General features: G+C 70.2%; 21 protein-coding genes. 3 read left to right on the forward strand and 18 right to left on the reverse strand.

Features of this window, described 5'->3' with window-relative positions:
• Positions 1 to 4 precede the first annotated feature (4 nt).
• From ACH3VR_RS09560 to ACH3VR_RS09610, 11 genes are all read right to left on the reverse strand, one after another.
• The gene (locus ACH3VR_RS09560) at positions 5 to 1369 is read right to left on the reverse strand and encodes a hypothetical protein (RefSeq protein WP_396640555.1); all 1365 of its coding nucleotides are present in this window, start codon (positions 1367 to 1369) and stop codon (positions 5 to 7) included.
• Between the two features lie 196 nt (positions 1370 to 1565).
• Positions 1566 to 2300, reverse strand: a complete 735-nt coding sequence (locus ACH3VR_RS09565; protein WP_396640556.1) for an amino acid ABC transporter ATP-binding protein — start codon at positions 2298 to 2300, stop codon at positions 1566 to 1568.
• Positions 2297 to 3172, reverse strand: coding sequence for an amino acid ABC transporter permease (locus ACH3VR_RS09570; protein WP_396640557.1), 876 nt, complete (start codon positions 3170 to 3172; stop codon positions 2297 to 2299). The genes ACH3VR_RS09565 and ACH3VR_RS09570 overlap by 4 nt, the downstream gene beginning before the upstream one ends.
• A gap of 58 nt (positions 3173 to 3230) precedes the next feature.
• Positions 3231 to 4082: an ABC transporter substrate-binding protein gene (locus ACH3VR_RS09575; protein ID WP_396640558.1), complete on the reverse strand. Its 852-nt coding sequence runs from the start codon at positions 4080 to 4082 to the stop codon at positions 3231 to 3233.
• Between the two features lie 321 nt (positions 4083 to 4403).
• Positions 4404 to 5459: an RNA polymerase sigma factor gene (locus tag ACH3VR_RS09580; protein ID WP_396640559.1), complete on the reverse strand. Its 1056-nt coding sequence runs from the start codon at positions 5457 to 5459 to the stop codon at positions 4404 to 4406.
• On the reverse strand, positions 5441 to 5818 hold the full coding sequence (locus ACH3VR_RS09585; protein ID WP_396640560.1) for a YciI family protein: 378 nt from the start codon (positions 5816 to 5818) through the stop codon (positions 5441 to 5443). Before ACH3VR_RS09585 ends, ACH3VR_RS09580 begins: the two co-directional genes overlap by 19 nt.
• A gap of 64 nt (positions 5819 to 5882) precedes the next feature.
• Entirely contained in the window at positions 5883 to 6428 is a 546-nt protein-coding gene (locus tag ACH3VR_RS09590) for a hypothetical protein (RefSeq protein WP_396640561.1), read from the reverse strand.
• 60 nt (positions 6429 to 6488) lie between these two features.
• Complete coding sequence (locus ACH3VR_RS09595; protein ID WP_396640562.1) at positions 6489 to 7130, reverse strand: NAD(P)H-dependent oxidoreductase; 642 nt, start codon at positions 7128 to 7130, stop codon at positions 6489 to 6491.
• Positions 7127 to 7573, reverse strand: coding sequence for a MarR family winged helix-turn-helix transcriptional regulator (locus tag ACH3VR_RS09600; protein WP_396640563.1), 447 nt, complete (start codon positions 7571 to 7573; stop codon positions 7127 to 7129). Before ACH3VR_RS09600 ends, ACH3VR_RS09595 begins: the two co-directional genes overlap by 4 nt.
• A 55-nt stretch (positions 7574 to 7628) precedes the next feature.
• Positions 7629 to 8423: a transglutaminase-like domain-containing protein gene (locus tag ACH3VR_RS09605; RefSeq protein WP_396640564.1), complete on the reverse strand. Its 795-nt coding sequence runs from the start codon at positions 8421 to 8423 to the stop codon at positions 7629 to 7631.
• Positions 8424 to 8562: 139 nt separating this feature from the next.
• Positions 8563 to 12381, reverse strand: a complete 3819-nt coding sequence (locus tag ACH3VR_RS09610) for a S8 family serine peptidase (protein ID WP_396640565.1) — start codon at positions 12379 to 12381, stop codon at positions 8563 to 8565.
• Between the two features lie 112 nt (positions 12382 to 12493).
• Between ACH3VR_RS09610 and ACH3VR_RS09615 the strand changes: the two genes are divergently transcribed.
• Complete coding sequence (locus tag ACH3VR_RS09615; protein WP_396640566.1) at positions 12494 to 13462, forward strand: helix-turn-helix domain-containing protein; 969 nt, start codon at positions 12494 to 12496, stop codon at positions 13460 to 13462.
• Between the two features lie 95 nt (positions 13463 to 13557).
• On the opposite strand, the gene ACH3VR_RS09620 is transcribed toward ACH3VR_RS09615, so the two are convergent.
• From ACH3VR_RS09620 to ACH3VR_RS09645, 6 genes are all read right to left on the reverse strand, one after another.
• Positions 13558 to 14361 (reverse strand): HpcH/HpaI aldolase family protein, encoded by an 804-nt coding sequence (locus tag ACH3VR_RS09620; protein WP_396640567.1) that lies wholly within the window; start codon positions 14359 to 14361, stop codon positions 13558 to 13560.
• Positions 14346 to 15131 (reverse strand): fumarylacetoacetate hydrolase family protein, encoded by a 786-nt coding sequence (locus ACH3VR_RS09625; RefSeq protein WP_396640568.1) that lies wholly within the window; start codon positions 15129 to 15131, stop codon positions 14346 to 14348. The genes ACH3VR_RS09620 and ACH3VR_RS09625 overlap by 16 nt, the downstream gene beginning before the upstream one ends.
• A gap of 118 nt (positions 15132 to 15249) precedes the next feature.
• The gene (gene hpaD / locus ACH3VR_RS09630) at positions 15250 to 16404 is read right to left on the reverse strand and encodes a 3,4-dihydroxyphenylacetate 2,3-dioxygenase (RefSeq protein ID WP_396640569.1); all 1155 of its coding nucleotides are present in this window, start codon (positions 16402 to 16404) and stop codon (positions 15250 to 15252) included.
• Between the two features lie 35 nt (positions 16405 to 16439).
• Positions 16440 to 18017, reverse strand: a complete 1578-nt coding sequence (hpaE, locus tag ACH3VR_RS09635) for a 5-carboxymethyl-2-hydroxymuconate semialdehyde dehydrogenase (protein ID WP_396640570.1) — start codon at positions 18015 to 18017, stop codon at positions 16440 to 16442.
• A gap of 28 nt (positions 18018 to 18045) precedes the next feature.
• Positions 18046 to 18738, reverse strand: a complete 693-nt coding sequence (locus ACH3VR_RS09640; protein WP_396640571.1) for a GntR family transcriptional regulator — start codon at positions 18736 to 18738, stop codon at positions 18046 to 18048.
• On the reverse strand, positions 18735 to 20210 hold the full coding sequence (locus ACH3VR_RS09645) for a fumarylacetoacetate hydrolase family protein (protein ID WP_396640572.1): 1476 nt from the start codon (positions 20208 to 20210) through the stop codon (positions 18735 to 18737). Before ACH3VR_RS09645 ends, ACH3VR_RS09640 begins: the two co-directional genes overlap by 4 nt.
• A 113-nt stretch (positions 20211 to 20323) precedes the next feature.
• Here ACH3VR_RS09645 and ACH3VR_RS09650 point away from each other — a divergent pair, with 113 nt between their 5' ends.
• Positions 20324 to 21715, forward strand: a complete 1392-nt coding sequence (locus ACH3VR_RS09650) for an MFS transporter (protein ID WP_396640573.1) — start codon at positions 20324 to 20326, stop codon at positions 21713 to 21715.
• A 119-nt stretch (positions 21716 to 21834) separates the two neighbouring features.
• Here ACH3VR_RS09650 and ACH3VR_RS09655 read toward each other — a convergent pair whose 3' ends face one another.
• Entirely contained in the window at positions 21835 to 22173 is a 339-nt protein-coding gene (locus tag ACH3VR_RS09655; RefSeq protein WP_396640574.1) for a nuclear transport factor 2 family protein, read from the reverse strand.
• A 134-nt stretch (positions 22174 to 22307) separates the two neighbouring features.
• Here ACH3VR_RS09655 and ACH3VR_RS09660 point away from each other — a divergent pair, with 134 nt between their 5' ends.
• Entirely contained in the window at positions 22308 to 23381 is a 1074-nt protein-coding gene (locus ACH3VR_RS09660) for a sugar phosphate isomerase/epimerase family protein (RefSeq protein WP_396640575.1), read from the forward strand.
• Positions 23382 to 23413 lie beyond the last annotated feature (32 nt).

The raw sequence follows: 23413 nt of genomic DNA on the forward strand, positions 1-23413 counted from the left end.
CGGCCTAGAGTCCGCCGGGTTCTTCCGGTTCCCGCGGCTCGGCGATGCGGCCGGGCAGTTCGGGATTATCGACACGGAGTCCACCAGGTCCGCCTTCACGGAAGATCTCCTCTTGGATCTCGGTCTGGATCTCGTGGAGGATCTCGACCTCGACCTCCTCCTGGATCTCGTGGAGGATCTCGAACTGGATCTCGCCGCTGATCTCGAATCCTGTCTCGGGGCCGGTCTCTGGTCCCGTTTCCGGGCCGGTCTCGGGGCCGGTTTCTGGTCCGGTTTCTGGGCCCGTTTCCGGTCCGGTTTCTGGGCCGGTCTCGGGGCCGGTCTCGGGTCCGGTTTCTGGGCCCGTTTCCGGTCCGGTCTCGGGGCCGGTCTCGGGTCCGGTTTCCGGTCCGATCTCGGGTCCGATTTCCGGTCCGATCTCCGGGCCCACTTCGGGTCCGATCTCGGGTCCGATTTCCGGTCCGATCTCCGGGCCCACTTCGGGTCCGACCTCGGGTCCGATTTCCGGTCCGATCTCCGGGCCCACTTCGGGTCCGATCTCGGGTCCGATTTCCGGTCCGATCTCCGGGCCCACTTCGGGGCCGATCTCGGGTCCGATTTCCGGTCCGATCTCGGGTCCGACCTCCGGACCAATCTCGGGGCCGATTTCCGGGCCCACTTCGGGGCCGACCTCTGGTCCGACTTCGGGGCCGACCTCGGGGCCGACCTCGGGTCCGATCTCTGGGCCGACCTCTGGTCCGATCTCGGGTCCGACCTCCGGGCCTACTTCGGGGCCGACCTCGGGTCCGATTTCTGGGCCGACCTCTGGTCCGATCTCGGGTCCGACCTCCGGGCCTACTTCGGGGCCGACCTCGGGTCCGATTTCTGGGCCGACCTCTGGTCCGATCTCGGGTCCGACCTCCGGGCCTACTTCGGGGCCGACCTCGGGTCCGATTTCTGGGCCGACCTCTGGTCCGATCTCGGGTCCGACTTCCGGGCCGACCTCGGGGCCGATTTCCGGTCCGATCTCCGGGCCCACTTCGGGGCCGACCTCGGGTCCGATTTCGGGTCCGATTTCTGGTCCGATCTCGGGTCCGATTTCGGGGCCGACCTCGGGTCCGATCTCGGGTCCCACTTCGGGGCCGATTTCCGGTCCGATCTCGGGTCCGACTTCGGGGCCTATCTCGGGTCCGACTTCCGGTCCGATCTCGGGTCCCACTTCGGGTCCGATTTCTGGTCCGATCTCCGGGCCCACTTCGGGGCCGATTTCCGGGCCGACTTCTGGGCCTATCTCGGGCCCGATTTCCGGCCCGATCTCAGGCTCTTCATTCGCGTCGGCGGCTCGTTCGTCTGCCGATTCCGGGTTCAGGTCATCAGGCGAGTGGACCATGGCATGTCCTTTTCAGAGCGCGGATAGATGTATCCCCCGGAACATGGACCACCGCACGGCTGACGGGGCCCAGAACCCCCAGCGCCAACTGTGAACCTCGCCTGCACCGCACGCAAGACGTCGGAAGTGCCGCGGATGCTATCCACGACAAACACTCAGGATTTCGGTCGAACAGCGCCCGCGCCCGCGTGCGAGGTCACGCCGTGAAGCGCGCCAGGAACGCACGCGTGCGCTCCTCGCGCGGGGCGCCGAAGACCTCGGCTGGCGCACCCTGCTCGAGGATGCGTCCCGCGTCGAGGAACACCACACGATCGGCGACGTCGCGTGCGAAGGCCATCTCGTGCGTCGCCATGACGATCGTCATCCCGTCGTCGGCGAGCGAGCGCACGAGGTCGAGCACCTCGCCGACGAGCTCGGGGTCGAGAGCCGAGGTGATCTCGTCGAGGAGCAGCAGATCGGGCGAGGTCGCGATGGCGCGGGCGATCGCGACGCGCTGCTGCTGACCGCCCGACAGGCGGTCGGGATGCGCCTTCGCCTTGTCGGCGAGCGCCACGCGTTCGAGCAGGGCGACGGCCGCGGCATCCGATTCCCTCTTCGACATCCGGTGCACGTGGCGCAGCGCGAGAGTGATGTTGCCGAGCACCGTCAGGTGCGGGAAGAGGTTGTACTGCTGGAACACGACGCCGATGCGGGCGCGGACGGCGTCGGGGTCGACGCGGGGATCGCTGATGTCCTCGTCGCGCAGCAGGATGCGGCCGTCGTCGATCGGCTCGAGCAGGTTGACCGTGCGCAGGAGCGTCGACTTGCCCGATCCGCTCGCGCCGATGAGCGCCACGACCTGGCCCTCGTCGACCCCGAGGTCGATGCCGCGCAGCACCTCGTGGTCGTCGAACGACTTCCACACCTCTTCGAGGCGCAGCACGGCGCTCATACGATGCCGCCGATCTGCTCGCGGGCGCGCACGCGTGCCGTATACCAATCGGTGAGCCGGATCGTCGGGATCGCCAGCAGCACGAACAGCAGTCCCGCCACGACGTACGGCGTGAAGTCGAAGAACTTCGCCGTCTCGATCTGCGCCGCACGCACGGCATCCACCGCTCCCAGGATCGAGATCAGCCCGACGTCCTTCTGCAGCGAGACGAAGTCGTTCATGAGGGCCGGCGTCACCTTGCGGATCGCCTGCGGCACGACGACGAGGCGCATCGTCTTGGCGTGGCTGAGTCCGAGCGACCGCGCCGCCTGCCGCTGAGACGGATGCACCGCCTCGATCCCCGCGCGGAAGACCTCGGCGACGTAGGCCGAGTACGTCAGGGTGAGCGCCACGACGCCCCAGAACGCGTACGGAAGCCGCACGGGGATGAGGCCGAGTCCGGGGATGCCGAATCCAACGAGGTAGAGCACGATGATGAGCGGCAGCCCGCGGAACAGGTCGGTGTAGCCCGCCGCGAGAGCGCGCAGCGGAAGCCAGACCGGGCCGCGGAGCGTGCGGAGCGTCGCGATCAGGAGGCCGAAGATCAGGACGAACACGGCCGAGATCGCGAGCACCTGGAGGTTGAGCAGGAACCCCTGCCAGATGCGCGGGAACGACGCGACGGCGACGTCCCAGTCGAAGAACATCTCCTTGACGGCCGCCCACCCGGGGGTGTTGACGATCGTGAGCCACACGACGGCGGCCAGCACGAGGGTCGAGACGACGCTGATGACGACCGACTTCGCACCCTGGCGCTTGCGGAACGCGCGCCGCTCGAGCTCGATCGCGCTGACCGGGCGCACCGCCGGGTCCGTGGGCGGGGCGAGTGTCATCGGGCCAGGCTAGCCGAGGGCGATCGGCGCCTCTCTTCTGCGTCGAGAGGCGCCGATCTCACTTGAGGAGCGGGGCGGTGTCGTCGCCGCCGAGCCAGGTCGTGGCGAGCTCGTCGAGCGTGCCGTCGTCGCGCAGGGCGTCGACGGCGGCGGTGACCTTGGCGGTGAGAGGCGAGCCCTTCGCGAGCACGAGGCCGAGCTGGTCGCCCGTCGTACCCGCGGGGTTCGGGAGCTGTCCGACGAGCTTGCCGTCGGTGAGCTCAGCTCCCGCGATGTAGAACGCCGTCGGCAGGTCGACGACGAGTGCATCGATCTGCCCGTTCTCGAGTGCGAGCTTCGCGTCGTCGTTGCTGTTGAACGCCTGCGCGCCCTGGGTCGGCTTGATCGAGTCCTCGATCGCGGTGAAGCTCGTCGTGCCGGTCTGGGCGCCGATGAGGAGGTCCTTGAGATCGGCGATCGATGTCGCGTCGGCCGCGGGCGACGAACCCGTCGTCACGACGACCTGCGTCGTCTCGTAGTACGGCGAGCTGAAGTCGACCGATTGCTTGCGCTCATCGGTGATCGAGAACTGCTGCAGGTTGAAGTCGAAGTCCTTCGGCCCGGGTGCGATCGCCTCGTCGAAGGTCGTACGCACCCACACGACGTCGTCCTTCGCGAAGCCGAGCTGGTCGGCGACGGCGTAGGCGACGGCCGCCTCGAAGCCCTCCCCGCCCTCGGGTTTGTCGTCGATGACCCACGGGTAGTACGCCGGCTCGCCGGTCGCGATCGTGATCTTGCCGGGCGTGACCCAACCCGCGTCGTCGGACGATGCGGACGGCGAGTCGCCGGAGCCCGAGGCGCAGCCCGCGAGGACGAGTGCGACGGCGATGCTCGAGGCGACGAGGGCGGTTCGCAGGACGGAGCGCGACATGAGGGCCTCCAGGGGTCGGGTGCGACGCCGTGCTGTGCGGCGTGCCCCCATCTTCTCGAACGGGCCCGTGGCTCGCCGCCGCGCGTCGGTTTGTTACGCGGTGCCGGATGCCGCGGCACTCGGTTCCTCAGGTGGTTCGGGCTCGACCCCTCGACAAGCTCGGGGACCCGAGGTGCAGTCGGAGGACCGGGCGCATGCGCCTGGCGTTCGTATCCCGTGCTCTCGCCGAGCGCCCCCGTTGCAACCCGGGTGCAACACGGGCTCTCGGTGACAGCACGGGCTATGGCCGCAGAGGTCATCCTGGCGTTGCACGCCGGACCGTCAGTGGAGGCGGGCCTCGGCGGCGGCGAGGGCGGCGCGGGCGCCGTCGGTGGGGGCGATCGCGACGAGCCCGCGGTACAGCGTCACGAGCGCGTCGACGTCGAGCGCACCCGTCCGGGCCCGCTCGCAGTGCACGGCCTGGATCGCCGCCTCGATCTGGAACCGGCCGAGGGGCCGCCCGAGCGCCGAGGCGCGCGCGAGCAGAGCGCGGCCCTCGGCGATGAGACCGGCATCCCATTCCCGCGGATCCTGCTCGTCCAGCGGCGGCCAGGGAGACGTCGCGCGGACGGCGGCCCGGGACTGGGCGAAGGTCAGCAGGGCGGCGAGTCCCCACGCCTCGGGCTCGTCGGGCAGGAGGCTTGCGACGAGCACGGCGAGCCAGCGCGCCTCGTCGGCGATCGACTCGCGCACGGCATCGCCCTGGTCGAGCCAGTCGATCGCGTACGCGCCGTAGATCGCCTCGAGCACGGCGGGCAGCCGCTCGGGCAGGTCGGCCCGCGAGGGCACCGCGAAGGGGATTCCGGCATCCCGGATGCGGCGCTTGGCCCGCACGAGCCGCTGCGCCATCGTGGCGGGCTCGACCCCGAACACGCGGGCGACCTGCGCCGCGTCGAAGCCGAGAACGGTCTGAAGCATGAGGGGAGGACGGATGCCGGGATCGATCGCCGGATGAGCGCAGGCGAACAGCAGCTCGAGGCGCTTGTCGGGGATCTCGTCGCGCCGCAGCATGGCGGTCGCGGCATCCGTCTCGTCGGAGAGCCGGTCCGCGAGCGCGTCGTCGAGCGGGACACGGGTGCGGTGCGCCGCGGAGCGCAGCTCGTCGCGGAGTCGATTGCGGGCCACGGTCAGCAGCCAGGCGTCGGGATTGCTCGGGATGCCGCCGCCCGGCCACGTCGCCAGGGCACGCTCGAACGCGTCGGACAGGGCGTCTTCGGCGAGCGCGATGTCGTGCGTCGATGCGGCGACGAGGGCGAGGAGGCGGCTGTACGAGTCGCGGGCGGCGCGCTCGGCGACCGCCCGCGGGCTCGCGGCATCCCTCACTCCGACGCGGTCCATTCGCCGTCGACGAAGCGGACGGCGGTCGGCCGGATCTCGATCGCACCCCACGCGAGGGAGGGCGCCTTGCCGGCCCATGAGATGGCCTCGTCGAGGTCGGCGACCTCGATGACGAAGGTGCCTCCCAGCTGCTCCTTCGTGTCGGCGAACGGCCCGTCCTGCACGCGCAGTGTGCCGTCGGGCGCCGTGAGGGTCGTCGTCACCTGCGACGGCTGGAGCACTTCGGCGGTGTCGAGCACGCCCGCCGCCTGCAGCGCCTTCGCGTAGACGTCGAACTCGCGCATCGCGTCGGCGATCGCCTCGGGGCTCAGCTCGTCGGAGTTCATCTCGGGATAGTGGAGCAGGAGCGTGTAGCGCATGGTGTCATCCTTCCGATTCGGTTGCGACACCGTGATGACGATCGAGCCCCGCCCCGATCGACACTCAGCCGTTGCCGAGCTCGTCGAGCATGCGCCGCTGCTCGGGGGTGAGACCGTCCTGCAGCTCCTCCTTCGCAGCGCGGGCCTCCGGCGTCGACGTCGGGGCAGGACCTGCCACGCTTCGCGCGCCTGTCGCCCTGTCGTACAGCTGCCCGGCCCGCGCCTCGAGCCGGTCGTCGATCGTGGAGTAGATCCACCAGGCGGCGAGGAGGAACAGAGGCGGCAGCAGGTATCCGAGGAACCAGTTGTACACGTGCACGCCGGAGAGCATGACGACGAGCACCCAGACGACGAGTTCGACGAGGAAGACGAGCCCGACCTTGACGAGGGTCTCACCGGCCTTCGTGCGCTGCGACGACGACTTCGCCGCCATGCCCGCGAACCACTTCTGGATGAGGGGTTTGAGCCAGATGGTCGCCGCTGTCAGGATGACGCCGGCCCACAGCACGCCCCAGCCCACCGAGACGCCCGCGACCAGCAGGTCGATCACGAGCAGCACGACGAGGTTGAACACGTAAAGCGTCGCGAATCGGACGATCCAGGTCTTCATGCGTCCAGCGTCGCATGTCCCCGGCCGCGCGGCCATACGCGCGGCCGGAGAGCGGTGCCGTCAGGCTGTGACGGCTTCGCGGTCGCGGGACACGGATGCTGCGGCATCCCGTCGTCCGAGCTTCGCCGTGTCGGCGATCCAGCCCGCGCGCTGCTCGTCCTCGCTGAAGCGCACCGAGGTGAACCGTGTCATTCCGGTCGTCTTCACGCCGCAGTAAGCGAGGATCGCCTGCTTGAGGCTCGTCCCGGCCGCGTTGCGGTAGACGAGGCGGTTCCAGAAGTTCGGAGTGTCCATCGTCATGACCAGGCGCGCCGTGCGGCCTGCGAGGAGCTTCTCGGCGAGAGCCGTCCTGGGGCGCCGGTCGTAGGAGAAGCCCAGGAGGAAGACGCGGTCGATGAACGCCTTGAGCGCCGCGGGGTAGGTGCCCCACCACTGCGGGTGGAAGAAGACGAGGTGGTCGGCCCACCGCACATCCTCGATGTAGGCGGCGATGTCGGGGTCGAGCTGCACGTCGGCGTCCGTGCGCGGCATGCGCAGCTCATCGCGGTTCGTGGGATGCCCCGGGATCGGGTCGTTCGCGAGATCGACGACGCGCACATCGGCGCCTCTGTCGCGCGCGGCGTCGATGTACGACGCGGCGAGGGCGTGGTTGAGGCTGCCGGCGATCGGCGTGCCGACGATGACGAGGATGCGAGGGGTCATTGCGGGATTCCCTTTTCTGTGACGAGTTCGATGAGGGTTTCGAGCTGGTGGTTGAGGCGTGCGACGTCGATGCCCTCGGCGCCCAGTCGCGGATCGGCGAACAGCTCGGTGAACTGGTCGTCGAGCCCGCCGCCGGCCGTGATGACGAGCTGCAGCGCGCGGGGCGTGAGGGTGAGCAGCACGCGGCGGCCGTGGTGGGGATCGTCGGCTGCGACGATCCAGCCGTCGGCGACGAGCGACGGCACCCGCTTGCTGACGGCGGCCTTCGTGACGAAGAGGCAGCGGGCGAGTGTCGTGATGTCGACGGGCTGCAGCTCGGCGACGGCGGACAGGAACTGGAACTGGCTGAAGCTGACTCCGTGGGCGCCCCGCAGCATCTCGTCGGCGTAGGAGTCCATGAGGGAGACGAGGTGGTGCAGGGTGACGGTGATGCGGTCGGCCACACGAGTAGTAAACCTGTTGACAACCTATGATGTCAACAGGTTTACAACATTGCACTCAGGTGATCGACACGAGCTGCGTGACGTCGTCGGCCGGGAGCTCGTCGACGATGGCCGTCACGGTGACCTCGACGAGATCGGTGCGGCCGGACAGCACGTTGAGGAACGCCGTGTCGGCGGCATCCCGTCCCGTCGCGATGCGCACGAGGGTCTGCCGCGGAGCGAGCGTCGTCGCGTCGACAGCGTGCCAGCCGTCGCCGACCCACGCCTCGGCGACGGCGTGGAAGTCCATCGGCGAGAGGCCGGGGGCATAGACGGCGACGAGCCGCGCCGGGATGCCGAGCGCGCGCAGCAGGGCGACCGACAGGTGCGAGTAGTCGCGGCACACTCCCTGCCGGGCGAGCAGCGTACGCACGGCGCCGTCGGTCGGGAGTGACGAGCCTGAGACGTAGGCCAGGCGGGTGCCGACCCACGACGACACGGCGGCGAGGAGCTCGGCGGGCTGTGTGATTCCCGCGAACTCGGCGACGGCGGTGGGCATGAGGGCGTCGGACTCCGCGTAGCGGCTCGGCCGGCCGTAGACGAGGAGGTCGGTCTCGCTCGCACCGGCCGGAGCCGTCTGCCCCGCGATCGACGCCGCGTACTCGACGACGAGCTGCCCTGTGCCCGCCTCGATCCGGTGGAGCCCGGTGCCGTGCGCGTCGGCGAGCTCGCGCGGCTCTATGGCGGCGCCGTCGAGCGTGGCGGTGAAGCGTTGCTCGGCGTCGTACTCGGCGGCGGCCGAGATCGCGAAGACGAGGTCGGCGGGTTCGGTGACGTTCAGGACGATGCGCGCGGAGACATCCCTCTTCATGCCGTCCACGATGTCACGGCCCGCCGATCGGACGGGGGTGCTTGACAGGGCGGCTGCGGACAGAGAGCCGGTCGGCCCCGCGAGGCGGGGGCGCGGCGATTCCGGGGGGTGAATCTGTGCCGCGCGGGGCCGACCGGAGTCAGTGGCCTGGCTTGACGCCCCGCGCCGGTGCGATCTCGACGGCGCGGTCGATCTCCTGCGTGAAGGTGTTGCCGGCTTCGTCGGCGCTCGTGACCCGCAGGTCGATCCACGCGCCGGCGTCGGGGGCTTTCAGCTGCGCCGAGTAGGTCGCGACGTACGCGCGGCCCTGGGCGAAGATGCCCTCGGGGGTATCGCCCGGGCCGGAGGTGTCGCGCGACTCGAGCGTGAGCGGCACGCCGACCCACTGCCCGCCCGTCGTGCGGAGCTCGAGCGTCGTCTTCTTGACGGCCGCGCTGCCCACGGCGCCTGCGACGTGACCGACCTCGAGGGAGAGCGGCACGGACGCGCCCTTCTTCCGGTCGACTCCGGCCCGGCCCGATGCGTCGAGGTCGATGTCGTAGGAGGCCTGGAGCATCGGCAGGAACCGGTTCGACCAGTCGTCGGCCGTGCCCGTCGTCGTGAAGGCCCACTCGCTGACCGTCTTCGTCGACGACGGCAGGATCGTCCCGTCGTGGGTCGCGGTCTGCACGACCCGCACGTCGCTCGATCCGTCCGGCGTCTCCCAGTAGTTGACGTCGGAGAACGGCACGGACTTCACGAGGACGCCGTCGAGGTACAGGCCGGTCGTGACCGTCGCGCGCGGTTCGGGCTCATAGATCTCGAGCATCGAGCCGGTGTGGTGCACGTCGCCGCCGTCCGCCCAGCTCGGGAGGTTGATCGCGAGGCTCGAGCTGTAGCGCGCGGGGGCGTAGTAGCCCTCGGCGACGAAGGGCCGGACGATCGGCCGGAAGAACTCCGCCGTCGAGCGCTGCCCGGCCGTGTAGGTGCGCGGGATGTCGCGGATCTCCCAGTTTCCGTCGACGGTGAAGGCCTCCTGGTACCACCCGACCGAGGGATCGACCCAGTCGGTGCGCTGCATGCCGCGCTGCGTGCCCACCGCGAGTCCGAACCCGTACTTTCCGGTCGGCTTGAGGTCCCAGCGCAGCTCTCCGACGACATCGCCCTTGTCGCCGTAGAACGTCGTGTCGACGCGCGCGAGCTTGCCCGGACGGTAGGCGAGGTCGCTCGGCATGGAGTCCTTCGCATAGCGGGAGAGGTCCCACACTTCGCTGGAGTAGGGCTCACCGTGGGCCTGCGCATTCTCCGGGTGCTTCGCAAGAAGCTTCGCGAGCGCCCGACCCTCGACGCCGCTGATGCCGGCGACCGGGATCGGGACGTTCGTGAGGTAATCGTCGCGGCCGACCCACGAGCTGAACTCCCCGTCGGCGCTGTTCGCGACGATGAGCATGGCCGCGCCCGCATCCGCGGCGTTCGCCGCGAGCTGCATGGGCGTGAGCTCGGCCGACGCCGTCGCGAACGCGATCTTGCCCGTCACCTTCGCGTTCGCGAAGTCCTGGGCGCTTCCGGCGCCGACGGCGACGACGGGCGCCTTGAGCTTTCCGTCGAGCGGTGCGGAGCCGGCCTGAGGGATCGTGTCGAGCTTCGAGGTGCCGACCGCGACGGAGAGTCGTTCGTGCACGAGCCGCCACCGGGTTGAGAAGTCGAACTCCGCTGCGTTCGACGCCTTCTGCGGATGCGCCCACAGCTCGTCGACGACGGTGGGCACCAGCATCCCGTTCTCGAAGCCGGCGACCGACATGTCCATGCGGCGCACGAGCTGCTCGAGGTTCTTCGTGCCGACATCGACCGACACCTGCTTCGCGGTGCGCGCGTCGAGGGCGACCGTCCTGGCCTTGTCGAGCACGACCTCGGGGTCGCCGAGGAAGACGGCGGCGAGGGCATCGGCCGTTCGCGGGATCTCCGCGAACGTCGAGACCGACCAGTGCCCCTTCGGGAGGCGGAGGGTGCGCTCGCCGGAGACCGCGACCAGGTCGAACCCGCCGTCATCGGTGTTGAAGATCGCGACCTGCGCGTCGATCGGCTCGCCCTGGAACCCCGTCGCCGTGAGGGTGAGGTCGTAGCGCTCGGACTCGCGGATGAGGCCCAGCGCCGTGCGGGCGACGGGCGAGCCGCCCACCGACGCGACCAGGGCGCCGGTGTTCTGCGTGCCCGCGGCGACGGCGCTCGGGTCGGCCGTCACGGTCACGGAGCGCGACTCGCCCGCCGGGATCGTCAGCGACGGCGTGTCGAGCGACAGCGCGCTCGCCTGATCGTCGCCGGAGCCCTGGAACGTCGTGTCGTGGAGCGTCGTCGCGAGGTCGACCGTGACCTCGGCGTCGCCCCGGTTCGTGTAGGAGACGGTGCGCGCGATGGATGCGAGGTCCGCCCCCCACGACACGAGGCCGAAGTCGCCGGAGCCGGATGCCACGACCTGCGCGTCGACGGCGGCCGCGACGTTCACCGCGCCGGTGCCCGCCTGGTACGGCGTGAGCCCGAGGTCGGTCGCGGAGCTGACGAGCGCAGCCCGCAGCTGCTCTGCCGTGTACTCGGGATGCCGCTGCTTGACGATCGCCGCCGCACCCGAGACGTGCGGCGTCGCCATCGACGTGCCGCTCATCGCGATGTAGTCTCCCTCGCCGGGTGAGTCGGCAGACCGTGCCGCGGTGACGTCGTTGCCGGGACCGGCGATGTCGGGCTTCATCGCACCGGAGAGGGTCAGCGGGCCCTGGCTCGTGAACCACGACATCTCGCCGCTCGGGTCGTCGACCGATCCCACGGTGAGGGCTTCGCGGGCTGCTCCGGGCGATCCGATCGTCTCGGGCGCTCCGTAGTTGCCGGCCGCGACGACGAACAGCGTGCCCGTCGCCTCTGCGATCTCGTCGAGTGCGGTGTCCATGATGTCGTCGCCGTCGGACGGCGTCATCGAGCCGATGCTCATCGAGACGATGGGGGCGTGCTGCGCCCCCCACTCCATGCCGGCGATGACCCACGAGTCCTGGCCCTCGCCGGTCTGGTCGAGGATCTTGCCGACGAGCAGGTCGGCGCCGTCGGCGACGCCATGGTGTGCGCCGCCGCTCGCGGCGCCCGTGCCGGCGATGGTCGAGGCGACGTGCGTGCCGTGACCGTTGGGGTCCCACGCGACGTCCTCGTCGGGCACGAAGCTCGTCGATTCGGGAAGCACGCGGCCCGCGAGGTCCGGGTGTGTGTCGTCGTAGCCCGTGTCGAGCACGGCGACGGTGACGCCCGCTCCCGTGTAGCCTTCGGCCCACGCCTCGGGCGCGTGGATCCACGGCACGCTCGAGTCGAGCATCGCCTTCACCTTGCCGTCGAGGTGGATCGCCTCGACCCCGCCGCCGAGGCTCGCACCGCCGGCGTCGAACGCGGTCGGGCCGCTCGTCAGCGCGGCCCACGTGGCTGCGGCATCCTCGTGCTCCGCCTTCGCTGCCGCGCCGCCGATGCTCTCGAGCGGGACGCCGAGTTCCATGCCGGGGACAGGCGCGCTGAACGTCGACGGGCCGGAGGCGAGCTCGAGGATGACGGGCGTCGCGTCGACGTGCGCGTCGTCGTAGCCGAACTCGATGAGACGGCTCACGTTGAACAGGTCGCGGTCGACGACGTCCGCCGCGACGTACCGCTCGACGCCGTCCGGCAGCACGATCAGGTCGCCGTCGACTGTGAGCGTGCGATAGCCGGCGCCCGGAGTGACGGTGTCGACGTCGACGACCTGCTTGCCGCCCGCGAGGGTCGTGACGTGCACGCGATCGCCCGTGATGAGCGTCACGGTGTGCTCGGCATTCGGGGGAGTCGCGCCGGGCGGCGCGGGCGGGGATGCCGTCGCGGGTGCCGCGGCGCCGATCGTGGCGAGGGCGACGGCGGCCGCGCCGATCGCGGCGACGGCGCGCAGTCGGCGCAGGGGGGAACTGTCGTGCTGTGACATGGGGGAGCGACCTCTCGTGAAGCGTCCCTCCCACTGTCGCCGAGGAGGCGTCTAGTGTGGTGGCGGAGAAGCGCCATGGCGTCGATCCGCCAATCGCCGCACGGAGGTCATCATGCTGGAAGCGCTCGGCCTGAGCGACGACCATTCGGCGGTCTATCGCATGCTGCTCGCGCAGCCGTCGTCCGACATGGCCGGCATTGCGAGCGAGGCCTCGATCTCGGTGCGTACGGCGCGTCGGGTCATCGACGATCTGGAAGAGCTGGGGCTCATCGCGCGTCTCGCGTCGTCGCCCGACCGGATCGTGGCATCCCCTCCCGCCGTCGCGATGCTGCCGATCCTCCGCGAGCGCGAACGGCAGCTCGCCGCGGGGCATCAGGCCCTCGTGCATCTGAGCGAGCTGTATCGCGAGGGCGCCGCGCAGCGCGCCGCTCCCGATGTCGTCGAGGTCGTCTTCGGCCCCGAGGCCGTCGCGCAGCGGCTCGGCCAGCTGCAGGCGTCCGCCGAGCGGCAGGTGCGGGCCTTCGTGCTGGAGGACGTCGCGATCATGTCGGGCGCCGACAACGTCGAGGAGGACCGGGCGCTCGCTCGCGGCGTGCGCTACCGCGTGCTCGTCGAGTCGGGGGTGCTCGACCGGCCCGGCTACATCGACGCCGTGCGCGAGCTCGAGCCCCTCGGCGAGGAGGTGCGGGTGCTCCCGAGCCTGCCGACGCGGCTGTTCGTCGCCGACGAGTCGCACGCGCTCATCCCGATGTACTCGCGCGGAGAGCGCCGCGTCGCGGGCGGCCTGCTGATCCACCCGAGCGGGCTGCTCGACCTCGTCATGGCGATGTTCGAGGAGGCGTGGAAGTCCGCTCCCACGCTCCTCGCCTCACGTGGAGTGCTGCAGGAGCGGGCCGACGACCCCGTCGACACGGATCTGCTCTCGCTCCTGCTCCTGGGATTGACGGATGCCGCGGCCGCGACGCAGCTCGGCATCTCGGTGCGGACGGTGCAACGGCGAGTGGCCGAGCTCATGGAGCGCGCGGGCGTCGCGACGCGCATCCAGCTCGGTGCCGAGGCCGTCCGTCGGGGCTGGGTCTGAGCCGGTTCCGACTTCGCCGAGACGGGGGATCTCGTCGAGACAGGGGGACGGGATGCCTGGGCTCGGCGAGATCCCTTGCCTCGGCGGGGCAGAGCTCAGTAGGAGGCGCGCGGGGAATCGCCGGCGGTCAGGGTGAACCGCGCGGCAAGGGCCTCGGAGCCCCGGGCGAGGAGGGCGACGTCGGCGCCGACGAGCACGAAGGACGCGCCCGCCTCGAGGTAGCGGTCGGCGACGGCGGGGTCGAAGGCGTTGACGCCGACGGGCTTGCCCGCCTTCCGGACGGCGTCGAACGTGTGCTTCACGGCGGCGACGACGTCGGGGTGTGTCTGCTCGCCGAGCACGCCCATCGACGCGGCGAGGTCGCTGGGCCCGACGAAGACGCCGTCGACGCCGTCGACCGCCGCGATCGCGGCCGCCTCGTCGACGCCGGCGGTGGTCTCGATCTGCACGAACAGCGAGACGTGCTCGTCGGCGCCCGCGAGGTAGCCGTCGACGCGGTTCCACCGCGCGCTGCGCGCGAGCGCCGACCCGACGCCGCGGGTCCCGCGGGGCGGGTAGCGCACGGCGGCGACGGCGGCCTCGGCATCCGCAGCCGACGAGACCATCGGCACGAGGAGGTTCTGTGCGCCGAGGTCGAGCACTTGCTTGATCGTCACGACGTCGCCGATCGGCACCCGCACGACCGGCGTCACGGGGTAGGCCGACACGGCGTGCAGCTGCGCGACGACCGATTCGAGGCTGTTCGGGGCGTGCTCCATGTCGATGAGCACCCAGTCCAGGCCCGCACCGGCGCAGATCTCGGCGACGAGGGCGCTTCCCGAGCACACCCAGATCCCCGCGAGGGGGCGGGATGCCTCGCCCAGCGCATCACGGAAGGTGGGGGTCAGACGAAGCGGCATTCGATCACTCCCATCGGTCCGTAGTCGCAGCGGACCGTGTCGCCCTGCGCGACCCACATGGGCCTCGTGAACGACCCTGCCAGGATGATCTCCCCGGCTTCGAGACGCGCGCCGTGCTGGTGGAACTTGTTCGCCAGCCACGCGACGCCCGTCGCGGGGTGGTCGAGCACGCCGGCCGCGACGCCGGTCTCCTCGATCTGACCGTTCTTGTACAGCAGAGCGGGAACCCAGCGCAGGTCGATCTCGTCGGGGCGCTTGTGCACGGTGCCGAGCACCATCGCGCCGTAGGCGGCGTTGTCGCTGATCGTGTCGACGATCGTGCGGCCCTCGAGTTCGATGTGGGAGTTGAGCACCTCCAGGGCAGGCACGGCGTAGTCGATCGCGGCGAGGGCGTCCTCCACCGTGCAGTCGGGGCCCGCCAGCGGCGTCTTCAGGACGAAGGCGAGCTCGACCTCGATGCGCACGTTCGAGAAATGCGCGACCGGGATGTCGGCGCCGGAGCAGTACACGGTGTCGTCGAACATGACGCCGTAGTCGGGCTCGGTGATGCCCGTCGCCTGCTGCATCGCCTTCGACGTGAGGCCGATCTTGCGCCCCACGAGCTTCCGCCCGGCGGCGAGGTTCTGATCGCGCCAGACCCCCTGGATCGCGTACGAGTCCTCGACCGTCGCCTCCGGGTAGCGCGCCGTGATCCGCGGGATCACGCCGTGCGCGCGGTCGGCCTCGGCGAGCTCGGCCGCGATCTGCGCGATCTGCTCGGATGTCAGCATCCGTTTCTCCTGTCTTTGCCACGGTCTCCGAGCCGGTCGGGGGTGGTCCCCGAGCCTGTCGAGGGGTACGACCCTTCGACAAGCTCAGGGACCGGCAATGCGTCTGGCCCCGCGCTGGCTACAGCTGGGCGCCGAGCTTGTACTCGCCCAGCTTCCAGCTCGGCATCTCGTCGTCGTCGGGGCGCGTGTAGGAGAACCCGTCGGCGCCGATCGTGACGGCCATCTCGGAGCTGTCGGTGCGGGCGACGACGGGCTGCGGGTTGCCGTCGAGGTCGAGGACGAGGGAGGCCTCGGTGTACCAGGACGGCACGACGGGGTTGCCCCACCAGTCGCGGCGCTGGTTGTCGTGGACGTCCCACGTGACGACGGGGTTGTCGGGGTCGCCGGTGTAGTAGTCCTGCGTGTAGATCTCGACGCGGTGCCCGTCGGGGTCGCGCAGGTAGAGGTAGAACGCGTTGCTGACGCCGTGGCGGCCGGGGCCGCGCTCGATCGCGTCGGAGCGGCGCAGCGCGCCGAGCTTGTCGCAGATCGCGAGGATGTTGTGCTTCTCGTGCGTGGCGAACGCGACGTGGTGCATGCGGGGGCCGTCGCCGCCGGTCATGGCGGTGTCGTGCACGGTGGGCTTGCGGCGCATCCACGCGGCGTAGACGGTGCCCTCTTCGTCCTGGATGTCCTCCGTGACGCGGAAGCCGAGGGACTGCATGAAGTTGACCGCACGGGGCACGTCGGGGGTGACCTGGTTGAAGTGGTCGAGACGGACGAGCTCGCCGGGGGTGTGCAGGTCGTACCGCCAGGAGAGGCGCTCGACGTGCTCGGTGGCGTAGAAGAACTCGTACGGGAAGCCGAGCGGGTCGGTGACGCGCACGGAGTCGCCGATGCCCTTCGTGAAGCCTTCGGAGCGGCGCTGGATGCGGCATCCCAGTTCTTCGTAGAACGCGACGGCCTTGTCCAGATCCTCCGGCGTGCGGACGCGGTAGGAGAACGCGGCGACGGCGGCGATCGGGCCCTGGCGGAGCACGAGGTTGTGGTGGATGAACTCCTCCGTGGAGCGGAGGTAGATCGCCTGGTCGTCCTCCTCCGTCACGTACAGGCCGAGCACGTCGACGTAGAACTCGCGCGACGCGACGAGGTCGGTCACGACGAGCTCCATGTACGCGCAGCGCAGGATGTCCGGTGGGGACGCCTGGGGCGTCGGGATCGGGTTGTCGGAGAAGATCGGCGCCTCCTGGCTCACGTAGAAGCCGGAAGAGGTGAGGGTCTTGTCGGTGGTCATGTCAGCGTCCTTGCTAGCGGAGATCGGTGAGAGGGTCAGCGGGGGTCGGGATCGTCGAGGTCGGCCGCCGGATCGGTCCCTGAGCCTGTCGAAGGGCCGGCCTTGCCGAAGGTGGGGTTGTGGACTTCGCCGAGCGTGATGTGCACGGCCTGCTGGTCGGTGTAGAAGTCGATGGACCGGTAGCCGCCCTCGTGTCCGAGGCCGGAGGCCTTGACGCCGCCGAACGGGGTGCGGAGGTCGCGCACGTTGTTCGAGTTCAGCCACACCATGCCGGCCTCGACGGCCTGCGAGAAGTTGTGCGCGCGCTTGAGGTCGTTGGTCCAGATGTAGGCGGCCAGCCCGTACTTCGTGTGGTTCGCGAGCTCGAGGGCCTCGGCGTCGGTGTCGAACGGGGTGATCGCGACGACGGGCCCGAAGATCTCCTCCTGGAAGATCCGCGCATCCGGCGACACGTCGGCGAACACGGTCGGCTCGACGAAGTTGCCCGTCTCGAAGCCTTCGGGCCGGCCGCCGCCGGCGACCAGGCGCCCCTCGGTCTTGCCGATCTCGATGTACGACACGACCTTGTCGTAGTGCTCCGGGTGCACGAGCGCGCCGACCTCGGTCGCGGGGTCGTGCGGGTAGCCGACCTTGACGCGCCCCGCCTGCGCCGCATAACGCGAGACGAACTCGTCGTAGATGCCGCGCTCGACGAGGATGCGCGAGCCGGCGGTGCAGCGCTCGCCGTTGAGGGAGAAGACGCCGAAGATCGTCGCGTCGACGGCGGCGTCGAGGTCCGCGTCGGCGAACACGACCGCCGGGCTCTTGCCGCCCAGCTCCATCGACAGGCCCTTCAGGAACGGGGCCGCGTTGCCGAAGATCAGCTGTCCCGTCGAGCTCTCGCCGGTGAACGAGATGAGCGGCACATCGGGATGCTTCACCAGCGCGTCGCCGGCATCCTCACCCAGTCCGTTGACGAGGTTGAACACGCCCTTCGGCAGTCCCGCCTCCTCGAAGATGCCCGCCCACAGCGACGCCGACAGCGGCGTGAACTCGGCCGGCTTCAGCACGACCGTGTTGCCCGTCGCCAGGGCGGGCCCGAGCTTCCACGACTCGAGCATGAACGGCGTGTTCCACGGCGTGATCAGCCCTGCGACGCCGATCGGCTTGCGGTTGACGTAGTTGATCTGCCGGCCCGGCACCTTGTAGGTGTCGTCGGCCTGCGCCACGATCAGGTCCGCGAAGAACCGGAAGTTCTCCGCCGCGCGCCGCGCCTGGCCGAGGGCCTGCGTGATGGGCAGACCGCTGTCGAACGACTCGAGCTCCGCGAGGCGGGCGTCGCGGGACTCCACGATGTCGGCGATCCGGTGCAGCACGCGGGACCGCTCGCGGGGCAGCATGCGCGGCCACGGACCGTCCGTGAACGCGCGCCGCGCGGCCGCGACGGCCTTGTCGATGTCGGCCTTCTTGCCCGCGGCGGCCTGCAGGTACACCTCGTTGGAGACGGGGTCGAGCACGTCGAACGTGTCGCCGTCGGCCGAATCGACGAACTCGCCGTCGATGTAGTGCTGGATGCGGGTGGGCAGGTCGGCCGGCACGTGGCGCCGCGCCGTCTGGATGGCGGTGTCGGTCATGGGATTCCTCCGTCGTTGGTGGGAAGTGTCAGTGGGAGTCGGCGTGGGGGTGCCGCACGGCAGTGTCATCGGGATGCCTGGCGGCAAGGAAGGCGTTCATCGTGCGCCAGCGGTGGTTGCGCGCCGCGAGCTCGATCTCGAGCGGGTCGGCGCCGGTGCGGATGAGGTCGAGGATCTCGGCGTGCTCCTCGACGGAGTGCTGCGCGCGGCCGGGGACGAACGCGAACGTCGTGTCGCGCAGGCCCGACAGGCGCGCCCAGCCGCGGTGCACGAGGTCGAGGATGTGCGGATTGGGGCACGGCTCGTAGAGCACCGAGTGGAACTGCTGGTTGAGCTGCGTGAACGCGTGCGGATCGAAGTGCTCGAGCAGGTGCAGCATCCGGTCGTTGACCTCGGCGGCACGGTCGAGGTCGTCGGGCGTGAGGAGCGGCGCCGACAGGGAGGTCGCGCACCCTTCGACGAGACCGAGCGTCTGCATCGTGTGCACGTACTCCGACTCGTCGACGAGCGTCACCCGCGCGCCGACGTTGCGCTCGAAGGTCACGAGCCCCTCGGCCTCGAGCTGGCGCACGGCCTCGCGCACCGGCACGACGCTCATGTCGAGCTGCGCCGCGATCGTGCCGAGCACGAGCCGGTACCCCGGTGTGTACTCGTGGCGGGAGATGCGCTCCTTGATCCAGCCGTAGGCCACCTGCGACTTGCTGAGGCTGTCGATGGTCATCGCTCGCCCCTCTCCGACTCGTAGCGAGCGCGCCATTCGGCGTTCATGGGGAACAGTCCGTCGACGGGATGCCCCGCCGCGACCTGGTCGGCGATCCAGGCGTCCTCGTCCTCCTGTGCGAGGGCCGCGTCGACGACCTCCTCGGCGAGGGCGGGCGGGATGACGATGACGCCGTCGGCGTCGCCGACGATGATGTCGCCCGGCTGCACGGTCGTGCCGCCGCATCCGATTGTCACGTCCACGTCCCAGGGCACGTGCTTGCGACCGAGCACGGCGGGGTGTGCGCCGTTCGAGAAGACAGGGATGCCGACGGATGCCACGGCCGCGGCATCCCGAACCCCGCCGTCGGTGACGATCCCGGCCGCACCGCGAGCGTGGGCGCGGATCGCGAGGATGTCGCCCAGCGTGCCCGAGCCGGCTTCGCCGCGCGCCTCGATGACGATGACCTCGCCCTCGCCGACGGCGTCGAACGCGCGCTTCTGCGCGTTGTAGCCGCCGCCGTGCGACGTGAACAGGTCTTCGCGGTTCGGCACGAAGCGGAGGGTCTTGGCGGTGCCGACGATCTTCGTTCCCGGGGTGAGGGCGGCGACGCCGTCGATCGTTACGTTGTTCAGGCCGCGCTTGCGCAGCTGCTGGGAGATGCCGGCGACGGGCGTGCGCTCCAGCTTGTCGCGCAGTTCAGGCGAGAGCCCGGCCTTCGCAGGCTCGGGAAGACCCGCCGCGTCGCGCGAGCCCCACGCCTCGGCGCGCTGCACGTCGTCGACCGCGGGGAGCGAGCCGACCGAGCCATCGAACGCAACGTCGGGCCCGTCGATGACGGTCGTCACGAGGCGCCCGGATGACGGCCCGTCGGGCACATCGACCTCGACCTCGACGACGTCTTGAGGCACGACGACCGACGAGCCCGCGGGCGTGCCCGTGAGGATGACATCGCCCGGCTCGAGCGTGAAGTGCTGCGACAGGTCGGCGACGAACTGGGCGAGCGGGAAGATGAGGCCGGCCGTCGTGTCGTGCTGGACGAGGTCGCCGTTGACCCACGTGCGCAGCCGCAGCGCGCCGGGGTCGACCGAACGCGCGTCGATGAGCGCCGGGCCGATCGGGGTGAACCCGTCACCGCCCTTCGACCGCACGTTCGAGCCCTTGTCGTTCGCGCGCAGGTCGTACAGGCCGAAGTCGTTGGCCGCCGTGACCCAGCCGACGTGCTGCCAGGCGTCTTCGAGCGACACGCGGCGGGCGGCCGTCCCGATGACGAGCGCGATCTCGCCCTCGAAGGCGAGCAGTTCGGTGCCCGCGGGGCGTTCGATCGTGCCGCCGGATGCCGCGACAGAGCTCGACACCTTGAAGAAATAGGAGGGGTCGGCGGGGCGCCGGCCGCGCTGGTCGGCGCGCGAGGCGTAGCTGAGGTGCACCGCGATGATCTTGCCGGGGCGGCCGGGAAGGCCGGCGAACCGGGGGTCGGTGTCAGTGGTCATGAGCTCCCTCGCTCTTGGCGTCGTATCCGAAATCGTATATCATCGGTGAACGATCGGGCAAGACGCCGATCGAAATCCGGACGAAGACGCCGACCGACGAGGAAGTCATCCACATGAGCACACGCGATCAGTCATCAGCAGCCGCGGGGTTCACCCCCACGGGCACGATAGCCACCGGCGCCGACCGGCGAAGGGTCGTGTTCGCGACCGTCGTCGGAACGACCGTCGAGTGGTACGACTTCTTCATCTACGCGACCGCCGTCGGCCTCGTGTTCGGGCAGCTCTTCTTCGCGCCGCTCGGGGCGAACAGCGTCCTCGTCGGATTCGCGACTGTCGGCATCAGCTTCCTGTTCCGTCCCCTGGGTGCCTTCCTCGCCGGGCACTTCGGCGACAAGTACGGCCGCAAGGTCGTGCTGATGTGGACGCTCGTGCTCATGGGCCTGTCGACGGCGCTCATCGGCCTGCTGCCGACGTATGAGGCGATCGGCATCGCGGCGCCCATCCTCCTCGTGCTGCTGCGGATCCTCCAGGGCCTGTCGGCCGGCGGCGAGTGGGGCGGCGCGGTGCTGATGGCCGTCGAGCACGCCCCCAAGAAGCGCCGCGGCGCGTTCGGCGCGTCGCCGCAGATCGGCGTGCCGCTGGGCCTTCTGCTCGCCTCGGGCGTGATGGCGCTCATGGCGATGATCGCGCCGGGCGATGCCTTCCTCGCGTGGGGCTGGCGTGTGCCCTTCCTGCTCAGCGTCGTGCTGATCCTCGTCGGCTGGTACATCCGCCGGCGCGTCGAGGAGAGCCCCGTGTTCGTCGAGCTCGCGGAGCGCAAGGAGAAGGCGCGCACGCCGATCGCACAGCTGTTCCGCAAGCACCTGCTGCTCGTGGTGATCGCGGCGCTCGTCTTCGCGGGCAACAACGCCGTCGGCTACATGACGACGGGCGGCTACATCCAGAACTACGCGACGAACCCCGAGGGTCCGCTCGCGCTCGACCGCACGCCCGTGCTCTGGGCCGTCGCCGCCTCGGCCGTGACGTGGCTGCTCGCGACCTTCGCCGCGGGATTCGTCTCCGACCGTCTCGGCCGCCGCACGACGTACATCATCGGGTGGATCCTGCAGCTCGTCGGCGTCTTCGCCCTGTTCCCGCTCGTCAACACGGGCAACGTGTGGCTGCTGTTCCTCGGGCTCGCGATCCTCACGATCGGCCTCGGCTTCACGTACGGGCCGCAGGCGGCGCTCTACTCGGAGCTCTTCCCGGCATCCATCCGCTTCTCGGGTGTCTCGATCTCGTACGCCATCGGCGCGATCCTCGGCGGCGCGTTCGCACCGACGATCGCGACGGCGCTCGTGCAGGCGACCGGGTCGACGCTTTCGGTCACGTGGTACCTCGCGGGCATGACGCTCGTCGGCCTCGCCGCGACGCTGCTGCTACGCGACCGCACGGGCATCCCGCTCGGCCCCGACCACGAGGCCGAGCAGGCGCAGAGCCCGATCTACGGTCTCTCGAAGGCCTGACTCCCGGCCTCTCCTCGCGAAGCAGGGGATTCTCGGCGAACCCCAGGGCGCTGCCCTGCGTCTCGACGAGGATCCCCTGCTTCGTCGTTCGGGGGCTCGTCGGGCGCGGTGCGGCCCGGTCAGAGGTCGATACCGTAGCCGCGCATGGCGGTGATGAGTTCGCCGCTGATGTCGTACGCGACGCAGTAGCGGGTGCGGGCTCCCACGACAAGTGCCGCGCAGTCGCCCTCGAGGAACACGTTGTCGTCGGCGACGACGAGAGTCCGGGTGCGCGCGTCGACCATCGATGAGTGCAGGGCCACGATGTAGTCACGCACGCGTTCGCGACCCTCTATGACCTCGCCCGTGTCGGCGACGAGCCACGTCACGTCCGGGGCGCAGCACTCAGAGAAATCGGCGCCTTGGCCCATGAGGTCGAAGTACCGCGAGATCGTCGTCTTGGTCTGCTCGGCGGACATTCCCTGCCTTCCTCGGACCAGAGTGCGCTCATTGCGGACGCCGCACCAGTGCCGGGGCCATCGGAAGGTTGACAACCCGGGCGAGCCGCGGCATTCTGTATACCAACAGGGTTGTATACCAACGAAGGAACGCCATGACCCGGATCGGCGCAGACGTGAAGTTCCACGATGGCGCGTGCCGTCTCGCGGACGACCCGCGCAGTGCCATCGGGGCGCTCGCCGGACTGGGCTACCAGGGAATCCTCGTGCGCACGATCGACGAGGCATTCCCGACACTGGACGAGCGCGAGATCGCCTCGTTCGCGCACACCGCCGACGAGCACGGCTTCTTCGTGCGCATGGGCATCGGCAAAGTCAATCCCTACATGACCGCCGAGCTGCCTCGCGTGCGACAGCTGGGCGGCGGAAGCTACCGCGCGGGCATGGAGCGGATGATCCGGCTGTGCGCCCGCTTCGGTTGGACCGAGGTGTGGACGGCGGTCGGCGGGTTCAAGCCGGGACTGCCCGCGCCCTTCTGCTTCGACAGGTTCCGCACCGACGTGACGTGGCAGGCGCAGCTCGACTCGACGGCCCGCTTCATCCAGGTGCTCGCCCCGACCCTGCGTGCCGAAGGCGTGCGGTTGAACATCGAGACGCACGAGGAGATCACGACCCACGAGCTCGTTCGCCTGGTGGAGTCCCTCGGGCCGGACATCGCCGGCGTGTGCCTCGACCCCGCGAACCTCCCCGTGCGCGGCGAAGCCGTCGCACCGGCCGCCGCTCGGGTCGCCGCTCTCACGCATCTGACACATCTGCGCGACTTCGTGCTGCTGCCGTCCGAGCATGGGATCTCGCGGTTCCTCGCGCCCATCGGCGATGGCTGCATCGACTGGCCCGGGCTGCTCGAGGCCCTGCGCGGCCGCGACGACGTGGACCTCATCGTCGAGGGCATCGGCGGCACGCGCGCCGAGATGCTGCTGCAGCCGCGCGACCCGTTCTGGGTGGCCGCACACCCCGACCTCGACCCCTCCGAGATCGCCGAGCTCGAGCGCGTCGCGGGCACGCAGGAGGAGCTCGCCCGTTCCGGCGAAGGACCTGATGCCGCCCGGCTGCGCACGACTTCCGAGCCTGTCGCCGACCATCGGGACTTCCTCGCCCGATCGCTCGCCGCGCTCCGCGCGCTCGTGCCGGCGGATGCCGCACGGAGCGCGGGCGCCGCCGCCCGCTGAATCCGACCGAACCGAACCGAACCGAAGGAGCC

The sequence above is a fragment of the Microbacterium alkaliflavum genome (assembly GCF_044325405.1).
Lineage (GTDB): Bacteria > Actinomycetota > Actinomycetes > Actinomycetales > Microbacteriaceae > Microbacterium > Microbacterium alkaliflavum.

Coding starts and splice junctions, on each gene's coding strand:
- ACH3VR_RS09560 (WP_396640555.1), bottom strand. CDS start 1,369: ATGGTCCACTCGCCTGATGACCTGAACCCGGAATCGGCAGACGAACGA.
- ACH3VR_RS09565 (WP_396640556.1), bottom strand. CDS start 2,300: ATGAGCGCCGTGCTGCGCCTCGAAGAGGTGTGGAAGTCGTTCGACGAC.
- ACH3VR_RS09570 (WP_396640557.1), bottom strand. CDS start 3,172: ATGACACTCGCCCCGCCCACGGACCCGGCGGTGCGCCCGGTCAGCGCG.
- ACH3VR_RS09575 (WP_396640558.1), bottom strand. CDS start 4,082: ATGTCGCGCTCCGTCCTGCGAACCGCCCTCGTCGCCTCGAGCATCGCC.
- ACH3VR_RS09580 (WP_396640559.1), bottom strand. CDS start 5,459: ATGGACCGCGTCGGAGTGAGGGATGCCGCGAGCCCGCGGGCGGTCGCC.
- ACH3VR_RS09585 (WP_396640560.1), bottom strand. CDS start 5,818: ATGCGCTACACGCTCCTGCTCCACTATCCCGAGATGAACTCCGACGAG.
- ACH3VR_RS09590 (WP_396640561.1), bottom strand. CDS start 6,428: ATGAAGACCTGGATCGTCCGATTCGCGACGCTTTACGTGTTCAACCTC.
- ACH3VR_RS09595 (WP_396640562.1), bottom strand. CDS start 7,130: ATGACCCCTCGCATCCTCGTCATCGTCGGCACGCCGATCGCCGGCAGC.
- ACH3VR_RS09605 (WP_396640564.1), bottom strand. CDS start 8,423: ATGAAGAGGGATGTCTCCGCGCGCATCGTCCTGAACGTCACCGAACCC.
- ACH3VR_RS09610 (WP_396640565.1), bottom strand. CDS start 12,381: ATGTCACAGCACGACAGTTCCCCCCTGCGCCGACTGCGCGCCGTCGCC.
- ACH3VR_RS09615 (WP_396640566.1), top strand. CDS start 12,494: ATGCTGGAAGCGCTCGGCCTGAGCGACGACCATTCGGCGGTCTATCGC.
- ACH3VR_RS09620 (WP_396640567.1), bottom strand. CDS start 14,361: ATGCCGCTTCGTCTGACCCCCACCTTCCGTGATGCGCTGGGCGAGGCA.
- ACH3VR_RS09625 (WP_396640568.1), bottom strand. CDS start 15,131: ATGCTGACATCCGAGCAGATCGCGCAGATCGCGGCCGAGCTCGCCGAG.
- hpaD (WP_396640569.1), bottom strand. CDS start 16,404: ATGACCACCGACAAGACCCTCACCTCTTCCGGCTTCTACGTGAGCCAG.
- hpaE (WP_396640570.1), bottom strand. CDS start 18,017: ATGACCGACACCGCCATCCAGACGGCGCGGCGCCACGTGCCGGCCGAC.
- ACH3VR_RS09640 (WP_396640571.1), bottom strand. CDS start 18,738: ATGACCATCGACAGCCTCAGCAAGTCGCAGGTGGCCTACGGCTGGATC.
- ACH3VR_RS09645 (WP_396640572.1), bottom strand. CDS start 20,210: ATGACCACTGACACCGACCCCCGGTTCGCCGGCCTTCCCGGCCGCCCC.
- ACH3VR_RS09650 (WP_396640573.1), top strand. CDS start 20,324: ATGAGCACACGCGATCAGTCATCAGCAGCCGCGGGGTTCACCCCCACG.
- ACH3VR_RS09655 (WP_396640574.1), bottom strand. CDS start 22,173: ATGTCCGCCGAGCAGACCAAGACGACGATCTCGCGGTACTTCGACCTC.
- ACH3VR_RS09660 (WP_396640575.1), top strand. CDS start 22,308: ATGACCCGGATCGGCGCAGACGTGAAGTTCCACGATGGCGCGTGCCGT.